The sequence below is a fragment of the Acinetobacter sp. GRABPA_MV_2 genome, from assembly GCF_056725885.1.
Window position 1 is genome coordinate 119,308 of the sequence record NZ_JBWZNA010000001.1, and the last position, 19,021, is coordinate 138,328.

At 39.5% G+C, this 19,021-nt stretch carries 16 protein-coding genes, 2 tRNA genes and 1 other RNA gene; 13 read left to right on the top strand and 6 right to left on the bottom strand.

Annotated elements, in window-relative coordinates:
- Positions 1–3 precede the first annotated feature (3 nt).
- The 3 genes from rnpB (at position 4) to ACXM0J_RS00595 (ending at position 1,833) form a co-directional block, all read left to right on the top strand.
- An RNA gene (gene rnpB, locus ACXM0J_RS00585) (RNase P RNA component class A) lies at positions 4–359 on the top strand.
- Between the two features lie 64 nt (positions 360–423).
- A tRNA-Met gene (locus tag ACXM0J_RS00590) sits at positions 424–500 on the top strand.
- Positions 501–648: 148 nt separating this feature from the next.
- Complete coding sequence (locus ACXM0J_RS00595; RefSeq protein WP_086266023.1) at positions 649–1,833, top strand: porin; 1,185 nt, start codon at positions 649–651, stop codon at positions 1,831–1,833.
- Positions 1,834–1,886: 53 nt separating this feature from the next.
- Here ACXM0J_RS00595 and ACXM0J_RS00600 read toward each other — a convergent pair whose 3' ends face one another.
- Positions 1,887–2,867 carry a LysR family transcriptional regulator gene (locus ACXM0J_RS00600; RefSeq protein ID WP_086266022.1) on the bottom strand — a complete coding sequence of 327 codons (981 nt, stop codon included), beginning with the start codon at positions 2,865–2,867 and terminating at the stop codon, positions 1,887–1,889.
- A gap of 103 nt (positions 2,868–2,970) precedes the next feature.
- Here ACXM0J_RS00600 and ACXM0J_RS00605 point away from each other — a divergent pair, with 103 nt between their 5' ends.
- The 7 genes from ACXM0J_RS00605 (at position 2,971) to ACXM0J_RS00635 (ending at position 10,653) form a co-directional block, all read left to right on the top strand.
- On the top strand, positions 2,971–4,083 hold the full coding sequence (locus ACXM0J_RS00605; protein ID WP_063098227.1) for a tartrate dehydrogenase: 1,113 nt from the start codon (positions 2,971–2,973) through the stop codon (positions 4,081–4,083).
- Positions 4,084–4,103: 20 nt separating this feature from the next.
- Positions 4,104–5,756 carry a BCCT family carnitine transporter gene (locus ACXM0J_RS00610; protein WP_080631146.1) on the top strand — a complete coding sequence of 551 codons (1,653 nt, stop codon included), beginning with the start codon at positions 4,104–4,106 and terminating at the stop codon, positions 5,754–5,756.
- Between the two features lie 11 nt (positions 5,757–5,767).
- Positions 5,768–6,742: an alpha/beta hydrolase gene (locus ACXM0J_RS00615; protein WP_086266021.1), complete on the top strand. Its 975-nt coding sequence runs from the start codon at positions 5,768–5,770 to the stop codon at positions 6,740–6,742.
- A gap of 42 nt (positions 6,743–6,784) precedes the next feature.
- Positions 6,785–7,900 (top strand): carnitine monooxygenase subunit alpha, encoded by a 1,116-nt coding sequence (gene cntA, locus ACXM0J_RS00620; RefSeq protein ID WP_068529013.1) that lies wholly within the window; start codon positions 6,785–6,787, stop codon positions 7,898–7,900.
- Between the two features lie 63 nt (positions 7,901–7,963).
- The gene (locus ACXM0J_RS00625; protein WP_086266020.1) at positions 7,964–9,415 is read left to right on the top strand and encodes an NAD-dependent succinate-semialdehyde dehydrogenase; all 1,452 of its coding nucleotides are present in this window, start codon (positions 7,964–7,966) and stop codon (positions 9,413–9,415) included.
- Between the two features lie 47 nt (positions 9,416–9,462).
- Positions 9,463–10,419, top strand: coding sequence for a carnitine monooxygenase, reductase subunit CntB (gene cntB, locus ACXM0J_RS00630; RefSeq protein ID WP_086266019.1), 957 nt, complete (start codon positions 9,463–9,465; stop codon positions 10,417–10,419).
- 157 nt (positions 10,420–10,576) lie between these two features.
- Positions 10,577–10,653 (top strand) — tRNA-Met (locus ACXM0J_RS00635).
- A gap of 43 nt (positions 10,654–10,696) precedes the next feature.
- Here the strand turns inward: ACXM0J_RS00635 and ACXM0J_RS00640 are convergent.
- The 5 genes from ACXM0J_RS00640 to ACXM0J_RS00660 form a co-directional block, all read right to left on the bottom strand.
- Complete coding sequence (locus tag ACXM0J_RS00640) at positions 10,697–11,725, bottom strand: hypothetical protein (RefSeq protein WP_086266018.1); 1,029 nt, start codon at positions 11,723–11,725, stop codon at positions 10,697–10,699.
- Positions 11,718–13,343 carry an NAD+ synthase gene (locus ACXM0J_RS00645; RefSeq protein WP_086266017.1) on the bottom strand — a complete coding sequence of 542 codons (1,626 nt, stop codon included), beginning with the start codon at positions 13,341–13,343 and terminating at the stop codon, positions 11,718–11,720. Before ACXM0J_RS00645 ends, ACXM0J_RS00640 begins: the two co-directional genes overlap by 8 nt.
- Before the next feature lie 385 nt (positions 13,344–13,728).
- Positions 13,729–14,289, bottom strand: a complete 561-nt coding sequence (locus tag ACXM0J_RS00650; RefSeq protein ID WP_086266016.1) for a hypothetical protein — start codon at positions 14,287–14,289, stop codon at positions 13,729–13,731.
- Positions 14,290–14,446: 157 nt separating this feature from the next.
- The gene (hemJ, locus tag ACXM0J_RS00655; RefSeq protein ID WP_002120291.1) at positions 14,447–14,899 is read right to left on the bottom strand and encodes a protoporphyrinogen oxidase HemJ; all 453 of its coding nucleotides are present in this window, start codon (positions 14,897–14,899) and stop codon (positions 14,447–14,449) included.
- Positions 14,900–14,917: 18 nt separating this feature from the next.
- Positions 14,918–16,147 (bottom strand): beta-ketoacyl synthase N-terminal-like domain-containing protein, encoded by a 1,230-nt coding sequence (locus ACXM0J_RS00660; RefSeq protein ID WP_039756534.1) that lies wholly within the window; start codon positions 16,145–16,147, stop codon positions 14,918–14,920.
- A 300-nt stretch (positions 16,148–16,447) separates the two neighbouring features.
- Here ACXM0J_RS00660 and ACXM0J_RS00665 point away from each other — a divergent pair, with 300 nt between their 5' ends.
- The 3 genes from ACXM0J_RS00665 (at position 16,448) to rpsG (ending at position 18,973) form a co-directional block, all read left to right on the top strand.
- On the top strand, positions 16,448–17,767 hold the full coding sequence (locus tag ACXM0J_RS00665) for an EcsC family protein (protein WP_213034461.1): 1,320 nt from the start codon (positions 16,448–16,450) through the stop codon (positions 17,765–17,767).
- Positions 17,768–17,967: 200 nt separating this feature from the next.
- Positions 17,968–18,342, top strand: coding sequence for a 30S ribosomal protein S12 (gene rpsL / locus ACXM0J_RS00670; protein WP_002050319.1), 375 nt, complete (start codon positions 17,968–17,970; stop codon positions 18,340–18,342).
- 160 nt (positions 18,343–18,502) lie between these two features.
- Positions 18,503–18,973: a 30S ribosomal protein S7 gene (rpsG, locus tag ACXM0J_RS00675; protein WP_001138055.1), complete on the top strand. Its 471-nt coding sequence runs from the start codon at positions 18,503–18,505 to the stop codon at positions 18,971–18,973.
- Positions 18,974–19,021 lie beyond the last annotated feature (48 nt).

Sequence of the window (19,021 nt, forward strand, 5' to 3'; positions counted from 1 at the left end):
CCTGAGGTGAGCTGGATGGTCGCTGCTGTGGAGGTCTTCGTGACTGAAGCAGGGGAGGAAAGTCCGGGCTTCATAGGGCAGGGTGCCAGGTAACGCCTGGGCGGTGAAAGCCGACGGAAAGTGCAGCAGAGAGTAGACCGCCTCATTCGTGAGGTAAGGGTGAAAGGGTGCGGTAAGAGCGCACCGCGTGTCTGGTAACAGTTCACGGCATGGTAAACCCCACCAGAAGCAAGACCAAATAGGAATCCTGAGGTACGGCCCGTACTGGATTCGGGTAGGTCGCTTGAGCGTATGAGTGATTGTACGCCTAGAGGAATGACCATCCTCGACAGAACCCGGCTTATAGGCTCACTTCACCTCATTTTATTTAAAATTTTTCTTGACGTGCGTTAAAGAAGTTAAGATAATGCGCGCACAGTTTTCGGCTATGTAGCTCAGTTGGTTAGAGCACCGCACTCATAATGCGGGGGTCACAAGTTCAAGTCTCGTCATAGCCACCATTTTATAGACCACGCTCCTGCGTGGTCTTTTTTTATGCTCATTTTTTGATTAAACACAGTTTGTGAAGACCGACTTTATAGTTGTGGCATTGTTTGTCTAGACCAATTTCTTCATGTTCTTATAACACTTAACAAGGATGTTGAAGACATGAAAAGGTCATTATTATTTTTAGGAATTTTAAGTTTAACTGCGGGAGTAGAGGCTTCTGCGGCTGATTTGAGTTGGGGAGATCCAACTTTAGATTCGGGTCAATTTAAGGTGTCTGGCGCAGTACGTTCTCGTTATTTGCATAAAGATTATGTGGTTGATGCAAATGAAGGGTCCCAAAATGATGATTGGCGGTTAACTGATATTAAATTAGTATTAGGTTATGAAAATCCAGATTGGATTGCAGGTGCGGATGCCCGTTGTTATCAATATGATCGCTTGTGTGATGCGATTTTTCTAAAAAAAGCTTGGGTAGGTTATAAATTATCTGATCAGCAGAGAATCACGGCAGGTTTGCAACCCGTTGATTTTGGCTTTGGTGAATTTTGGGGAAGTAGCTATTACGAAACGCTTTTAAATACCGTTGGTTTAGAAGATATCGATAATCTGGGGATTAAATATAAATTTGCAGATGATAAATATAATTTGACCTTAGGTTTCTATCCAGCTGATGGAGGAAATTATAAGGGAACTTCAAAGGACTCAAGCAGATACAGTGGTAACTTTGTGGAAGCTGATGATTTAACCACAGGTACTAATATCGAAGAAAAGAATATGTGGATTGCTCGAGGATCTAGAAAATTTGAACTTGATAAAGCTCAAAAATTTTCGACCGAGTTAGGTGGTTCAGTTTGGTACTCTGATTTAGAAAATAAAAGAACTGATGAAGACGGTCATCGCAAATCATGGAACATTTTTGCTCAAACGCAATATCAGGCATGGCAATGGATGTTTTTAGCTGGTAAGCAAGATGTGACGAATGGGGATGATTTATTGCCAAATAGCTCAACCATTGGAGCATTTGATTATCCATATCAAGTTGCCAATAAAGGTAAATATTTGGTTAATGAAATTAACTATACCTTTGCTAAGCCATTCCACAAACTTGAAAATATTAAGCCTTATATTTCTCATAGCCGCTTTTTCAAAGATGAGGATGGATATAAAGACTCTGAGCGTTTAATTGCAGGCGTTTATTTTAATTACAAAGCCATTGGTATTCAGGGTGAATATATTATGAGTAAAAACGATCCAATGGTTGGTGGTGGGGCTGATGGCCTTGCACAAGGTAGTAGTAATGATTGGGATAAATTATTTTATCTTTCAATTGGGTACTATTTTTAAAATTTAAAAGCAATTTATTGCCCTAAGTGAGCAGGCGTCACTTAGGGCTTTTTTTATAGGAAGACTTTTTCTGGCGGTGGTTCTCGTTTAACTGCCGGAGAAATGAGTTGTCCTCGGGCTAGGTTTTGAATGTGCTGTAAACGATTGAGCAATTCGTTTTGAATAAACAAAATACAGGTTTGTAATTTAGATGAGCTTTTAAGCCGTGATGGATAAACCGCCCATATATCTGCATCTTGCCAATATTCAGGCAAAATATGCTGGAGTTGACCTGTAATTAATTCATCTGCTACATCCCAAATTGAACGGAAAATAATGCCATGACCTTCTATAGCAAGCTGATGAATAATTTCGCCGTTGTTAGAAACAAAGCGTGGTTTGATATGTACTGCGACATCTTCAGAGGCATGCCTAAATTTCCATAAAACTGAAGATTGATCGCGTTCACTAATCGTTAAGCAATCATGTGACTGCAAGTCTTCAATACAGTCCGGTACTCCGTGTTTAAGTAAATAACTTGGCGCCGCACACAAAATTCTAAAATTAGACGCCAGCTTCTTCGCAATCATATTCGGTGCGATTTCATTACCAATTCTAATGTCCAAATCAATACTGTGTTGAATCAGGTCTTTGGTATTGTCGATGGTGTCAAAATGAATTTGAAGCTTTGGATAGAGCATCATTAATTTAGACAGAATCGGTGCGATATGTTTTCTGCCAAAACCAAAGCTACTAATAATATCCATACGACCCGTAGGTGTACTCAGCGGGTTATTCACCAGTTCACAGACTTCATCAAATTCTTCAAGAATATTTGAAACTCTCTCAAGGATGAGTTTGCCATCTTCTGTCAGACTAACGTGACGCGTACTGCGATGAAAAAGTTTGCAGCTCAACGTGTTTTCTAAAATATTAATTCGCTTGCTAATAAAAGCTGGCGAAGTCCCGAGTTCCTCAGCAGATTCGACAAAACTTTTTAGTTTGGCGACTGTGCAAAAAACCTTTAAATCCGATAGGTTAGGTAGATTATTCACGATCCGTGTCCATTGGAGTGATAGTTCTGTTGTTGATCATTTTTGCTTAAAACATCATGTTTAAGCCATACAAGGATATTAGTCGAAGGTGTGAAGGAAGCTTATGGCAAAAAGATATAAAGTTGCCACGATTGCAGGCGATGGCATTGGTTTAGAAGTTCTACCAGAAGGCATTAAGGTTGTAAAGGCAGCAGCAGAGAAGTACGGCATTGAGCTTCAGTTAGATGCATTTGAATGGGCAAGCTGCGATTACTACCTTGAGCACGGCAAAATGATGCCAGATGACTGGTTTGAAACTTTGCAGGGCTACGATGCAATTTATTTTGGCGCTGTAGGCTGGCCAGATAAAGTACCTGACCATATTTCACTATGGGGGTCGCTACTCCAGTTCCGTCGCGGTTTTGACCAATATGTGAATTTACGTCCAGTGCGCTTAATGCCAGGGGTGAAATGTCCATTAGTAGGTAAAAAACCGGGCGATATCGACTTTTACGTGGTCCGTGAAAACAGTGAAGGTGAATACTCAGCCATTGGTGGTAAGGCTTTTGAAGGAACAGATCGTGAGTTTGTTTTACAAGAAGCTGTATTTACACGTCATGGCGTAGATCGCATTTTGCGTTATGCATTTGAGTTTGCAAATCAGCGTGATGCGAAAAAAATTACCGCAGCGACCAAGTCTAATGGTATTGCGGTCAGCATGCCGTACTGGGATGAACGCGTTGACGCAATGGCAAAACAATATCCACAAATTCACGCTGATAAACAGCACGTTGATATTTTAGCAGCTCGTTTTGTTTTGCAACCTGAACGTTTTGATGTGGTTGTAGCATCGAATTTATTCGGCGACATTCTTTCCGATTTAGGACCTGCATGTACAGGAACTATAGGTTTAGCGGCTTCGGCAAATTTAAACCCAGAAAGAAAATTTCCATCACTGTTTGAACCTGTCCATGGTTCAGCACCAGATATTTACGGTAAACAAATTGCCAATCCAATCGCTGCGATTTGGTCGGGTGCCATGATGTTCGAGTTCTTTGGAGAAGAAGACGAGCGTTGCATCCAAGCAGGTCAGGACATTATGCAGGCGATTGAGCATGTATTAATTAATGGGCCAAAGACAGCCGATATCGGCGGTCAGGCAAAAACTTATGAGGTAGGAGATGCAATTGCATCGTGTGTAGCCCAAATTAAAATGGACGTGTTCGCTATGGAATAACGCGATCCAAAAATGGATGTATGGATATGGATAATCAAAACACAAAAATTTATACGGATAAAGTTCTTGCCGTAACCAGTTTACTGTTTGTATTTATTTCAGTTGCTGGTTTGGCGATTTATTCGCAAGAGTCGATCAAGATTGCTGCAACATGGATGCAGTGGACAACATCGGTATTTACAACTCCAGTATTACTGTTTGCTTTTTTAGCCATTATTTTTACTTTTGGTCTAGCTTTTAGTAAATACGGCAAAATCAAACTCGGTGAAGGAAAGCCTCAATACACCACGATGTCATGGATTTTTATGTTCATCTTGTCAGGTATTGGGTCTTCTACACTGTACTGGGGCTTTTTAGACTGGGCCTACTATTATCAAACTCCGGGTTTGAGCTTACCGCCTGAGTCGGCAGAAGCTTTGAAATATAGCGTGGCTTATTCGTTTTTTCATTCTGGCTTAAGTGCTTGGGCAATTTATGCTTTGGCATCAATTTCTTTATGCTACAGCTACCACGTAAGAAAAAACAAAGGTTTAAGTTTGGCTTCAGTGATTGAGGCTGTGACAGGCTTTAAATCAACCGGCGTGGTTGGGCGTTTAGTCGACCTAATGTTCTTGCTTTGTATGTTTGGCGCATTGACGATTTCATTGGTACTCACTGCCGTGACATTTACCAATATTTTGTCTCAGCTCACGGGTATTCCAAATACCTTTATGACCAAAGTCATCATTATTTTAGGTGTTTCGGTTCTGTTCGCACTCAGTTCGTATGTAGGTATGGACAAAGGGATGCAACGTTTAAGCCACATGGTGTGTTTGGGTGTAGTGTTATTTGCGATTTATGTACTTTGCTTTGGTCCAACTCAGTTCATTTTGAATAACTCATTGATGAGTTTTGGGTTAATGGCCACTAACTTTGTTGATATGAGCTTGTTTACCGACCCAATGGGTGATGGCAAGTTTACTCGTGAGTGGACTGTATTTTACTGGTTGTGGTGGATTTCATATGCACCGGGTGTGGCACTGTTCGTAACGCGTGTTTCTAAAGGTCGTACCATTAAAGAAGTGATCTTCGCCATGGTGATTGGCGGCAGTGTTGGTCTTTGGTTCATCTTTGGTGTGTTTGAAAACTACAGTGTTTATAGCTTTATTCATGGAGCTGTAAATGTGCCACAAATCTTAAGTCAACAAGGTGGTGAGGTTGCAATTGGTCAATTACTCAGCCTGTTACCTGCCGGAAAACTCATGATGTGGATTTTCCTAGGCATCATGGTGGTGTTCTTGGCAGCACATATGGATGCGGTCGGATATGCGGTTTCAGCAACATGTACACGAGGTTTAAGTGAAGGGCAAGATCCATCACCAAATGCCCGTTTGTTCTGGTGTGTCATGCTGACTTTGGTTCCAATTGCCATGATCTTTAGTAAAGCACCGTTAGACACCATGAAAACAGCAACCATTGTTACAGCTTTACCATTCATTGTGATTATTCTGATTCAAACCTATGGCTTAGTGAAATGGCTGATTCAGGATTATGCCAAAGTTCCATCGCATTTGATTGAACAACAAGGTTATGATGATGCGGAAATTGGTTTAAACCAGTCTCAAGATGAACATGCAAAACGGATGCAGCTTGAGCTTGCAAGCTCAATCAAACTGGACAGAAAAACCAGCTAGAGGGAACGGTAATGACTACATGTGAACAGCCCACTTATGCCTTAAGTGAAGAAATGCAAAGCCTAGTGTACTGGAGCAGCATTTATTCACCAGCAGATGCAGATATTGACTCAATTCGCGCAGCATATGACGCGATGTGCCGACACTACACTTTGCCTCGTGATGGCAAGATCGAAGTAGAAGATCGAGTTGTTGCAAATGCAGAGCATCTTGTACCTGTTCGCATCTATTCACCAAAAACTAATCAACCTGAAGCTGGTTGGCCATGTGTGTTGTATTTACATGGCGGTGGTTGGATGGTCGGTGGACTCGATTCACATGAGTTTATCACCAGTTATTTGTGTCAGGACTTAAATGCAGTTGTCATTGGTGTGGATTACCGCATGGCACCAGAGTATCGCTTTCCAGCAGCTTTTGAAGATTGTTTAGGAGTCTATCAATGGCTTAAACAGCATGGTTTTGATTGGCAAATAGATAGTGAAAATATCATTCTAGCAGGCGATAGCGCTGGGGGTAATTTAGCAGCAGCCCTTGCAGTGCATCTACAGCATAGTGGTTTGCAAGCTCAAGGTCTGGCTTTGGTTTATCCGTGTTTAACTACAGCGCTTGATACACCAGCCACACAAAAGCATGCACATGCGCCATTACTCACAACGGAAGATATGCATTTTTATTTAAAGGAATATGCACCGAATTCACGAGATTGGCAGGATGTTCGTCTAGCACCTTTATTGGCAACTGATTTTTCAGATATGCCTACAAGTTTTGTGGCAGTTGCAGAATATGACCCTTTAAGTGATGACGGATATCTATTTACCCAAAAATTGCAACAAGCAGGTATCCCGAGCGAGTTCCATTTAGGTAAAGGTTTATTACATGGCAGTTTACGTCTGATGCGTGACTGTCCGGAAGTTCAACATTTATATCAAAACATGCTAAGTGCAATAAGCCGCATGTTGAGTAGTGTCGAAAAGACATCAATTTAATATCGAGTCATTTGGACGAAAAGAATTTAATGGAGTAAAAACATGAGTGCAGTTGAAAAATTACCTGAAGATTTTTGCGCAAACCCAGATGTTGCATGGACTTTCCCTAAAGTTTTCTACACTTCATCTCAAGTTTATGAGCATGAAAAAGAATCAATCTTTGCTAAAAGCTGGATTTGTGTTGCACATGGCAGTGAGTTGGCTCAGCCAAATGACTATATTACCCGCAAAGTAATTGGTGAAAATATTGTCATTATTCGTGGCAAAGATAGTGTTTTACGTGCGTTTTATAATGTTTGTCCACATCGTGGTCATGAACTTTTAAGTGGCAGTGGTAAAGCAAAAAATGTAATTACGTGCCCATACCATGCGTGGACTTTTAAGCTAGACGGTAGCTTAGCTTTGGCACGGAACTGTGACCATGTCGAATCTTTTGACAAAGAAAATTCAAGTATGGTGCCTTTAAAAGTTGAGGAATATGCAGGATTTGTTTTCATTAATATGGATGAAAATGCGACTTGTGTAGAAGACCAACTTCCGGAATTTGCTGAACGTTTAAATCAAGCATGTAGTGTAATTAAAGATTTAAAACTGGCAGCACGTTTTGTGACAGAAACGCCAGCAAACTGGAAAGTGATTGTTGATAACTATCTAGAATGTTACCACTGTGGACCTGCACATCCTGGCTTTGCTGACTCAGTACAAGTCGACAAATATTGGCATACAACACATCAAAACTGGACATTACAGTACGGTTTTGCTCGCTCATCTGAGAAGTCATTTAAGCTTGATCCATCAGTAACTGATCCTGAGTTTCACGGTTTCTGGACTTGGCCTTGCACCATGTTCAACGTACCACCGGGTAGCAACTTTATGACTGTGATCTATGAGTTCCCAGTCGATGCAGAAACGACTTTGCAACATTACGATATTTACTTCACCAACGAAGAACTCACTCAAGATCAAAAAGATTTGATTGAGTGGTATCGCAATGTATTCCGTCCTGAAGATTTGAACTTGGTAGAAAGCGTACAACGTGGTTTGAAATCACGTGGTTATCGTGGTCAGGGTCGTATTATGACTGACAAACAACGCTCAGGAATTAGTGAGCATGGTATTGCTTACTTCCAACATCTTGTGGCGCAGCATCACAAATAAAACAAATGGATTTATTCAGGTGTAAAGATGACTTACACCTGATTCTTCAGTTAGGAAGATAATATGTCGAGTTTACAAAGCACAGAATTATTTCAGCAACAAGCCTATATTAACGGACAATGGCTAGCTGCACAGTCAAATGCATCGGTTCCAGTGACTAACCCAGCAACAGGCGAAGAAATTGGCACAATTCCAAATATGGGAGCGGCTGAGGCGACTCAAGCAGTTGAGGTTGCTTATACGGCTTTGCAAAGTTGGAAAGCTTTAACTGCCCAAAACCGTGCAGATATTTTATTGGCTTGGTACAAACTGGTTCTAGAACATACCGATGAACTTGCTTTAATTATGACCATTGAACAAGGCAAACCTTTGGCAGAAGCGAAAGGTGAGGTGCGTTATGCTGCGTCATTTATTCAATGGTTTGCTGAAGAAGGTAAGCGTATTTATGGTGATGTGATTCCAACCGTAAATAACCAGCAGCGTTTTATTATTAGTAAAGAACCTGTTGGTGTGGTGGCTGCAATTACGCCGTGGAATTTTCCAATTGCTATGATTACGCGTAAAGCAGCACCAGCTTTAGCAGCGGGTTGTACGATAGTGATTAAGCCAGCGAATGAAACGCCTTACTGTGCTTTAGCGATTGCGAAACTTGCCGAAAAAGCAGGTATTCCAGCTGGTGTGATTAATGTTGTTACTGGTAAATCTCAAGAAATTGGCTCGGTATTTACTTCACATGAAAAAGTGAAAAAGTTGACTTTCACTGGTTCAACACCAGTGGGCCGTTTATTGATGCAGCAGTGTTCAAGCACCATAAAAAAATTGGCGCTTGAGTTAGGCGGTAATGCTCCTCTGATTGTCTTTGATGACGCCGATTTAGATAAAGCTGTACAAGGTGCGATTTTTGCAAAGTTCCGTAATGCGGGCCAGACCTGTGTTTGTGCTAACCGTATTTATGTCCATGACAATATTTATCAAGCTTTTGCCGAGAAGTTTGTACAAGAAGTACAAAAGTTTAAAGTCGGAAATGGACTTGAAGATGGCGTGCAAATTGGCCCATTAATTAATGAAAAGGCTGTTTTGAAAGCACAGCAGTTGATTGATGATGCAGTTAGTAAAGGCGCTAAGGTCGCTTGTGGTGGCAAACAGCATGCTTTGGGACAAACCTTTTATGAACCATCTGTTTTAACTAACGTTGATCGTACGATGGAAATTGTCCAAGAGGAAATTTTTGGTCCAGTTGCGCCGCTCATTCGCTTTACTGATGAGGCTGATGTTGTTGCTCAAGCAAATGACACCATCTTTGGTTTGGCTGCTTATGTTTATAGTGAAAATATCTCACGTTTATGGCGAGTATCAGAACGGCTTGAATATGGAATGGTCGGTATGAATGCCACAGCAATTTCAAATGAAGTTGTACCATTTGGCGGTGTGAAACAATCAGGTGTTGGGCGTGAAGGCTCAAAGTATGGTCTTGAAGAATTCATGACCATTAAGTACATGTGTTTAGGGCTTTAAGGATAAGCCCTAACAACAAGAATATGCGGTAAAAGAAGGATTCTAATATGGCTAATCATTATGAAATGTTCCCAGCGGTTGTTACTCAAGTGGAACAGCTAACCCCTTTAATCAAACGGTTTACGTTCAAACGTCAAGATGGGCAGAACTTTCCTCGATTTAGTGGGGGAAGCCATATTATTGTCAAAATGAATGAACAACTTTCAAATGCGTATTCACTAATGAGCTGTACGCAAGATTTATCAACTTATCAAGTCTGTGTTCGTAAGGATGTAGAAGGTAAGGGCGGTTCAGTTTTTATGCATGATCAATGCAATGAAGGCTGTGAAATCCAGATTTCAGAACCCAAAAATTTATTTCCATTAGCTGAAACAGGGAATAAACATATTTTAATTGCAGGTGGAATTGGCATTACACCATTCTTACCTCAAATGGATGAGCTTGCAGTGCGTGGTGCTGAGTATGAACTACATTATGCTTATCGCTCACCTGAACATGCGGCCTTGTTAGATGAGTTAAAGCAGAAACATGCAGAACATGTGTTTAGTTATGTTGACTCAGAAGGTTGCTCATTAAATCTGGATGAACTGCTTTCATCACAACCTAAAGGCACACATGTCTATGTTTGTGGGCCGAAACCCATGATTGATGCTGTGATTGATTGTTGTAACAAGCATCGTTACCGCGATGAATATATTCACTGGGAACAATTTGCCTCAACAGTTCCTGAAGATGGTGAAGCATTTACGGTGGTACTTGCTAAATCTAGTCAGGAAATTGAAGTACAAAGTAACCAGACGATTTTACAAGCCATCGAAACATTAAATATTGATGTGGAATGTCTATGCCGAGAAGGAGTTTGTGGTACATGCGAAACCGCTATCTTAGAAGGTGAAGCAGAACACTTCGATCAATACTTAAGTGATGCCGAAAAGGCTTCACAAAAGAGCATGATGATTTGTGTATCAAGAGCCAAAGGTAAGAAACTGGTATTAGATCTTTAATATATTTCTGTGGACGATCAATTGCTTAAAGTATAAGTTTGCTAAAAAACGAACAAATAATGATGATCTGAATCTTATTTGTTCAATTGATGGACATTAAGGGTTTTTACCTATTGACCTGCTATATAGAACTATAGATAATGCGCACACAGTTTACGGCTATGTAGCTCAGTTGGTTAGAGCACCGCACTCATAATGCGGGGGTCACAAGTTCAAGTCTCGTCATAGCCACCATTTTAAAAACCACGCTCCTGCGTGGTTTCTTTTTATCTACTTCTTACTCATTGAAATGTTTTTCAATTATATCGAGTGTTTTTGAGCTTTGATAAAAAGGAGCTAGTAGTGCTTGAAGTAACGGTTCTAAAATACCGTGCTCATTGAAGGCATCCATAACCTTCGGATAAAAACGTAAAGCTTCTGTTTGTAAGTCGCTTTCGGTTAAACCAATTTCACTTAATACTTCAAATAAACTTTGGTCTTTATAAAAATCATAAAAAACTTCAACGCCATACAAAATAAGATCTTGCATAAATTCTGATTGACGTAATTCTTTCCAGTATTCGTAAATTAAAACAAAGAACTCTTCAACATCGAGAGGAGTGAGTTGTTTCATAAACTCATACATTTTTTTATGTCTGATATCTTCCCAAACATGACGCACTAGACTTTCTAAATCTTCACTCGATAAAAGACTTAATTCTGTAAGTTGCTCGTGAATAAAACTGGCAATCCAGGTTTCAAGTTTATGCTCAAGACGTTGCTGCTGCAAAAAGGAAAATTTTTTGAGTTTATGTTGCCATTCAAAATGATAGTCATCCACTCTAGAGGCAGTTAGAAGTTTTGGTAATTTTTGTTCTAGAGTCGAGGTTGCAATATATTGGCAAAGCTGTTGTACAGAAGGGCTAGTTCTTAAAAACTGGTTGAGATAATGAGGAATATGTTCCATTTCCAAAAATTTGGAGAGCCACATTTCAAATTGGTGGTCAGAGACCAAATCTTGTAACTGAATTGGCGATTTCATAGCAGATAAATAAATACGCTGCGCGATTTCCCCAATAAACTCAAGTAAACCAGCACCTAGCTGCATTTCAAAAGCATAGCGTTTCACAACGGCTTGTAGTTGCTCTAAATCAACAACTTCATGAAGCTTGATTTCGTCAGCATGTTGCATAAACAACTGAATGAATTGCTGGAAATAAATAGGTGAGTTTTCTATAGATAATTGTTTTTTGAAAAATTCCACTTGCTCAAGCAAAAGTGCTTGAGCAAGTGCTGTAGTTTTTGATGAGTTTTTCTGCTCAGTCATTCGCTGTCCAACCGTTGACAATCGGATAACGTCGTTCGCGACTAAATGCACGAGAGGTAATTCTCGGGCCAATCGCACCTTGACGACGTTTGTATTCATTACGATCAACTAAACGGATGACTTTTTCAACAACTTCTTTATCAAAACCTTTGGCAATAATATCGGCCTGACTTAAATCTTCTTCGATGTATGCGTAAAGGATAGCATCCAATACATCATAAGCTGGTAAAGAGTCTTGGTCTTTTTGATCCGGACGAAGTTCTGCTGAAGGTGGGCGGGTAATCACACGCTCAGGAATAACAGGAGTTTCGCTTAAGCTGTTACGGTATTTTGCTAATTCAAATACGATAGTTTTATAAACATCTTTTAGAACCGCAAAGCCACCAACCATATCGCCATAAAGCGTACAGTAGCCAACTGAAAGTTCAGATTTATTCCCTGTAGAAAGGACTAAGTTACCAAACTTGTTTGATAAGCCCATAAGCAATGTGCCACGAGCACGCGCTTGTAAATTTTCTTCAGTTGCGTCAGCTGGTGAATTACCAAAGAAAGGATACAAGGTTTGCATGAAGCTATTTACGATTGAGTGAATTTCAGCAATACCGAAAGTCACACCCATACGACGAGCTTGTTCAGCTGCATCCTCTACACTAATTTGAGAAGTATAGGTATAAGGCATCATCACGGCTTGTACTTTTTCTGCACCAATTGCATCAACAGCAATTGCAAGTGTAAGGGCAGAGTCAATACCGCCAGAAAGACCCAAAATCACACCTGGGAAACCTGAGCGCTCTACATAGTCACGAGTTGCCATGACTAAACCTTGATAGATCTCTGCAAAGGTTTCTAAAGCAGGAGCAGACTCAGTGACTTTATATAACTTTGTATCGCGGTCAAATTCAGCAATATAAATGTCTTCTTTAAAGCTCGGTGCTTGTAAGGCAATTTCACCATTTTGATTGCTAACAAAACTTGTGCCATCAAAAATTAAATCGTCTTGTCCGCCTACTTGGTTAACATAAACAATATTTAGATGAAGTTGTTTTGCAAGTTCACTTAAGGTCTGTATACGGTGTTGTGGTTTGCCGACTTCATATGGTGATGAGTTGAGTACAAGAGCAGTATCAACATTTAATTGGCTTAACTGTTTTACAGTATTAATTGACCAGATATCTTCACAGATTAATACACCAAACTTATGCCCAAGATATTCAAAAACTAAGTGCTGATGGCCTTTTTGGAAATAGCGTTTTTCATCAAAGACGCCATAGTTTGGTAAATTGTGTTTGTTAAAAACACCCAAAACCTGACCGTCTTTCATGACAGCAGCAGAATTATAACGTTGACCATCTTCTGTCTGGTTTACAAATCCGAAAACCATAACAATATCTTTAACTTCGGCAAGTTGCGTAAAAGCCTTTTGCATACGTTTATTTAAATTTGGACGTAACAATAAGTCTTCAGCTGGATAACCAATAACAGAAAGTTCGGGAAAAATAATCAGGTCAGCGTCTTGTTTTTTCGCCTGATTTACTTGCTCAATCATCTTTTGGGTGTTTGAGTCAATATTGCCAATATGCGGAGAAAACTGAGCAAGGGCAACTTTAAAACTTTTCATTCAAACCTAATCCTAGATCATAACGAATATAGATACACATAATGTTGATTTTTATGGATATAATTTTTCAACGATGTGTATGATACGATAGTAAACAATTAAAATAGTAAACAAAAATGTCAAGATCAATAATATATACCAATCCCATATTTTCTGCGTAAAAATAACGAGATTTTCTGTGTAGAATAGAAACACGCTTCATTATTTTTATTGTTTGTATACTGCCTTATCACAAGCTAATTTGGAATAAGGCTGTTCTATTTTTTTCAATAATTTGAATTGAATAAGCGTAATTTTATAGTTTAGATAAGTATTTCTGATTTATAAGAATTCTCATTTACATTAGGCAAAAAATGTTACGTTTAAAGCAAGATGGATTATTTAGTTACAAATGAAGCTGAGGTGAACAGATAATATTCGGGATTTTTCCTGTGCAAATGTCACGAGCAATTTCGCCTTGCTGTTCAATATTATAAGTACTAAATGCCTTGTCAGGATGATAGGTATATTTGTAGGGGTTGTAACTTTTAAGGCTGAGGTAATAGGCTGATTGTAGTAAGGCACCTTTAAGTAGGACATGAATACCTTTTTGATATTGCATGACGTGTGTGAGTTCATGGATAAAAATACCCTGCATAAACTTAGACTCTAGAGCATAATTTTCGCTGTAATCAGAAGGATTGACATAAATATTACCATTTGGCGCCATAAAAATACCGCAAGACTGCCAAGGGAGATAGCGAGTAGCAATAATTTTAGGTTGTTCACAATCGAGCAGATCGCCGAAGACCATTTGAGCTAATAATTTTTCTTGAGGAGTCAAATACCTAATCGGGTAGTTTTTTAAGTGATGGAAAATAAAAAGTGTAAGAAGAATAAATGGTGTATGGATTAAGCGTTTAAGGACATTAAAAGTTAGCATAGCTTTGCCATTAGATGAGTTCATCTATTTGTTTAGCATAGTATAGATCATATGTCGTTAAATAAAGAGCCGTGGCTACTCATTAGTTTTATAGTTCTATTTTCATCAATATTTAAATGAATTTCATGTTTTTATTATTCTGAATAAAATAATTCTTAGAGAAGAAAAGCAAAAGCCCCAGTTAGAACTGAGGCTTTACAACAACTAAAATCACAACAGCAAATAAAATCAAGGTTGGCATTTCATTAAAAAAACGCCAGAACTTATGTGATTTATAGTGAGCATTTCCGATGAGCTTTTTACGATAATAGCCACATACCAAATGATAAATCACCAATAAAGCCACTAATCCAACTTTGAGGTAAAACCATGTGGCTTGATGATAATGTCGAGTTGCATCACCCCATTCTACAAGGAAATGGGCGGTAATTAATGTAGCAATCATCGAAGGCCACATAATTCCTCGATACAACTTGCGTTCCATTACCTCAAAGCGTTGATGACTTGCAGCATCTTCACTCATAGCATGATAAACATATAGACGTGGTAAGTAGAACAAGGCTGCGAACCAACAAACCACGGCAATAATATGTAATGCTTTTACCCACAAAAAAGCATCAGAAGGTGCATCCATCGATAATCCTAGGTGGGATTATGCATCCCACTTCTTGAAAATAAGGCAAGCGTTAACACCGCCAAAGCCAAAACTGTTACTCATTACAGTATTCAATTTTGCATCACGTTTTTCAAGTACGATATCAAAAGGTTTTGCGCCTTCATCAAGCTCAGTTACGTTGATGTTTGGTGCAATAAAGTCATTCTGCATCATTAGTACAGAGTAAATAGCTTCTTGTACACCAGCGGCACCCAAGCTATGGCCAGTCATAGATTTGGTCGAGCTAAGAGGAGGTACCTTACCTTCACCAAATGCACGCTCCATTGCTTTAAGTTCTGTAATGTCACCAGCTGGAGTAGAAGTACCATGTGTATTTACATAGTCAATTTTTTCTACGCCATGTTGCTTAGCTTCTTCAAGTGCCATTAATACACAACGTGTAGCGCCTTCACCGCTTGGAGCAACCATGTCTGCGCCATCACTGTTCGCAGCATAACCAACGACTTCAGCTAAAATATTTGCACCACGAGCTTGTGCGTGTTCAAGTGATTCAAGTACTACGAAACCGCCACCGCCAGCAATAACGAAGCCGTCACGGTCTGCTGAATATGGGCGAGATGCTGTTTCTGGAGAGTCGTTATATTTCGAGCAAAGTGCGCCCATTGCATCAAACAATAAACTTTGAGACCAGTGATCTTCTTCACCGCCACCAGCAAGCATAAGGTCTTGCTTGCCAAGTTGAATTAAGTTGTATGCATAACCAATTGCATCTGCAGAAGTTGCACAAGCACTTGTAATAGTATGTGAAATACCTTGTAGTTTAAATGCAACACCTACGTTAGCAGTAATGGTGTTTGACATATTACGCGGTACAAAGAATGGACCCACTTTACGTGCGCCTTTAGTCTCTAATAATTCTGTCATTTCAACAACAGAAGCAGTTGAGCCACCACCTGAACCACCTGCAATACCATAACGTGGATTACCAGCAAGTTGTTCAGGAGTAAGTCCTGCATGTTCAACTGCAGCTACAGCAGCGTTGTATGCATACATCGCACATACGCCCATGAAGCGTTTTAATTTACGGTCAATATTATCAAAGTCTTGTTCTGCAGCAGCGCTGACATGACTTTTGAAATTAAGTTCAGCATAAGTTGGGTTAAAACGTGTCCCGGAGATTCCATTTTGAAGTGAGTGAGTAACTGCTTCTAAAGAGTTACCGATACATGAGTTAATACCCATACCAGTGATTACAACACGTTTCATCTACAGGTCCCTTTATGGTGATATATAAGAGTCTATCGTGTTCAACAGCTATGAAAATGAATAGGAGAATATAGCTGTAAGAAAACGAGACCAATGTTTTTCGTTGTTAACATGATAGCAGAAAGGTTTTTTATTTCTTATGGCAAATCTTTATGACAATTTTACATTTAAAAAAAATAACTAAATACATAGTATGTTGCATTTAGGGTTAACTAAAATACACACATTCAAGTTGAGATAAATCCACATTCCACCTAGTATTTATCTCTAATTAGATAAATTAAAAAATCGAGGTACTTGATGACAAAATTTAATAATAATCAATCTGACAATTTGTTTTCTCAGGTCTTCGGAGTGGCTAAAAAGCTCAGTTCTACAGGATTGAGTATTTTACAACAGAACCAATCAGGTGATGTAAGTAAGGTCGTTGAACCAATCCCAACTGGTAAAACTGTTGAAGGTAAATCACGAACAAAAAGCCCATTTGAAGTTGAGCAATATGAAAGTCCTCAACAAATGCTACGAGAGCATTTACCAAAAGTCACACGTCAGGTGTTTGGGCGCCATTTCAAAAAAGTAAATGGCGTTGCTACATTTCTTTCACCTGATTGGGACGAAAAAATCTCAGGCCATTTATTTAACTGGTTAAATGACTTTAGTTCAAAAAGTACCTTAACTGAAAAAATCCTAGAAGAAGCGGGTGCTAAAGATTTATTTGAATTAACTAAAGACACAGGACGCTCTCAACGTTTAAGTCAGGCACTTATTGAACAAAACAAGCTCATTGCGACTGTACAAGGTGCAATTACAGGTGTATCAGGTGTCGTTGGTGCGGCTGTAGATATTCCAGTTTCATTAGTTTTGGTTTTAAGAACTATTTATCAGACAGGAAGATCACATGGCTTTGATTTATTGGAAGCTACTGATCAAGATGTTGTCGAGTTTATTTTTAAAGAAGTTGATATTAGCCTGATTGCTGAGAAGCAAACCCTGTTGTTGGCTTTAAAAACATTAAGAAATATGTTGGAAACACAAGATATTCATCAATTTCAGCAAGTGCTAGGTTCAACCACAGATATAGAGACTCTAAAGAACTGGTTGGTAGATGAAGATGGGGAGTTCAAATGGGAATGGTTGAATCGTATTCCGAAACTCTCAGCTTTTGGGAAATTTACCCCAATTGCAGGTGCGGTTTTAAGCGCAGTGTATAGCTGGAAGCTGCAAGAAGATGTGGGGCATAAAGCTCAAGCAATTTTTGGAGCGGCAAGACATTATTTAAATGAACACCCTAGCGAGCATTTATCTCCGCTGCAAGCCTATTATGCTGCGGTTACACTCATTCAAAAAGCAAGTCCAAGACTTTTAAATATAGGTGAAGATGGCAATATTCATGCTGCTCATCCTCATAAAGTAGAAAATCATGAGGTGATTTCAAAAGTTTCTATTGTGTTAAAGCCTACTGAACGCGAAAAGAGTGAAGAAAAAATTCAGGAAAATGTTCATCAAGGTTTAGAACAACTTGCTGACAAACATGTGACAGAGCATGAGCATACTGAGCAAAAACCTGCTTTAACACCAGAGGATGATGACGAAATATTGGAAGATAAAAAATACTCTTAACAATACACTTACAAAGTAGAAGTTTAAAAATTGAAAAAAGACTCTATTTAAATTTGTAAATCGTCCTGTCAAACATTGATATGGTCAACATTTGGTAAGTATTGCCGTGTTGACCATTTTTGCATCTTGGCTTACAATTATGTGCCCTTAAAAAGAGGTATTTTCTTTTTAAGGTTTTTTAATAACGGGAGAATTGCCATATGGCAACAACGAATCAGTTGATCCGTAAGGGTCGTACGACTTTGGTTGAAAAATCCAAAGTTCCTGCGTTGAAGGCTTGTCCACAACGTCGTGGTGTTTGTACACGTGTTTATACAACTACACCTAAAAAACCTAACTCAGCTATGCGTAAGGTTTGCCGTGTTCGCTTAACTTCAGGTTTTGAAGTATCTAGCTACATCGGTGGTGAAGGCCATAACTTACAAGAGCACAGTGTTGTTCTTATCCGTGGTGGTCGTGTTAAAGACTTACCGGGTGTACGTTACCATACCGTTCGTGGTTCATTAGACTGTGCTGGTGTTAAAGATCGTAATCAATCACGTTCTAAATACGGTACTAAGCGTCCTAAGAAGTAATTCTAGGAAACTAGTCGAATAAGCCCTTTAGCGTTTCGCTTGTTTGAATTCTTCATAGATTTGTAATTCAAGCGACGTATAGTAAGGCCAGCGTCGTGTACATGACACTTGTACAAACTGCTGGATCATCCTGAAGTGTCATATTATTAGGTGTATTAAAATGCCAAGACGTCGCGTAGTCGCTGCTCGTGAGATCCTTCCAGATCCAAAATTTAGCAGCCAAACAATCGCTAAATTCATGAACCACGTAATGCAAGATGGTAAAAAATCTATTGCAGAAAGTATCGTTTACGGTGCTTTAGAACGCGTTCAAGAAAAAAATAAAGTAGACCCAGTTGAATTTTTCGAGACTACTCTTGAAAAAGTTCGTCCTATGGTTGAAGTAAAAGCACGCCGTGTTGGTGGTGCTACTTATCAAGTACCTATGGAAGTACGCCCATCCCGTCGTACTGCCTTAGCTATGCGTTGGTTAGTAGATGCTGCTGCTAAGCGTTCTGAAAAAACGATGGCTTTACGTCTTGCTGGTGAGTTGCTTGATGCAGCTGAAGGTAAAGGTGCAGCAATCAAAAAACGTGAAGATGTGCACCGTATGGCTGAAGCTAACAAAGCCTTCTCTCACTACCGTTTCTAAGCGGATAAAACAGGCCTTATTCAGGAGAATATTCATGCGTACAGCAGC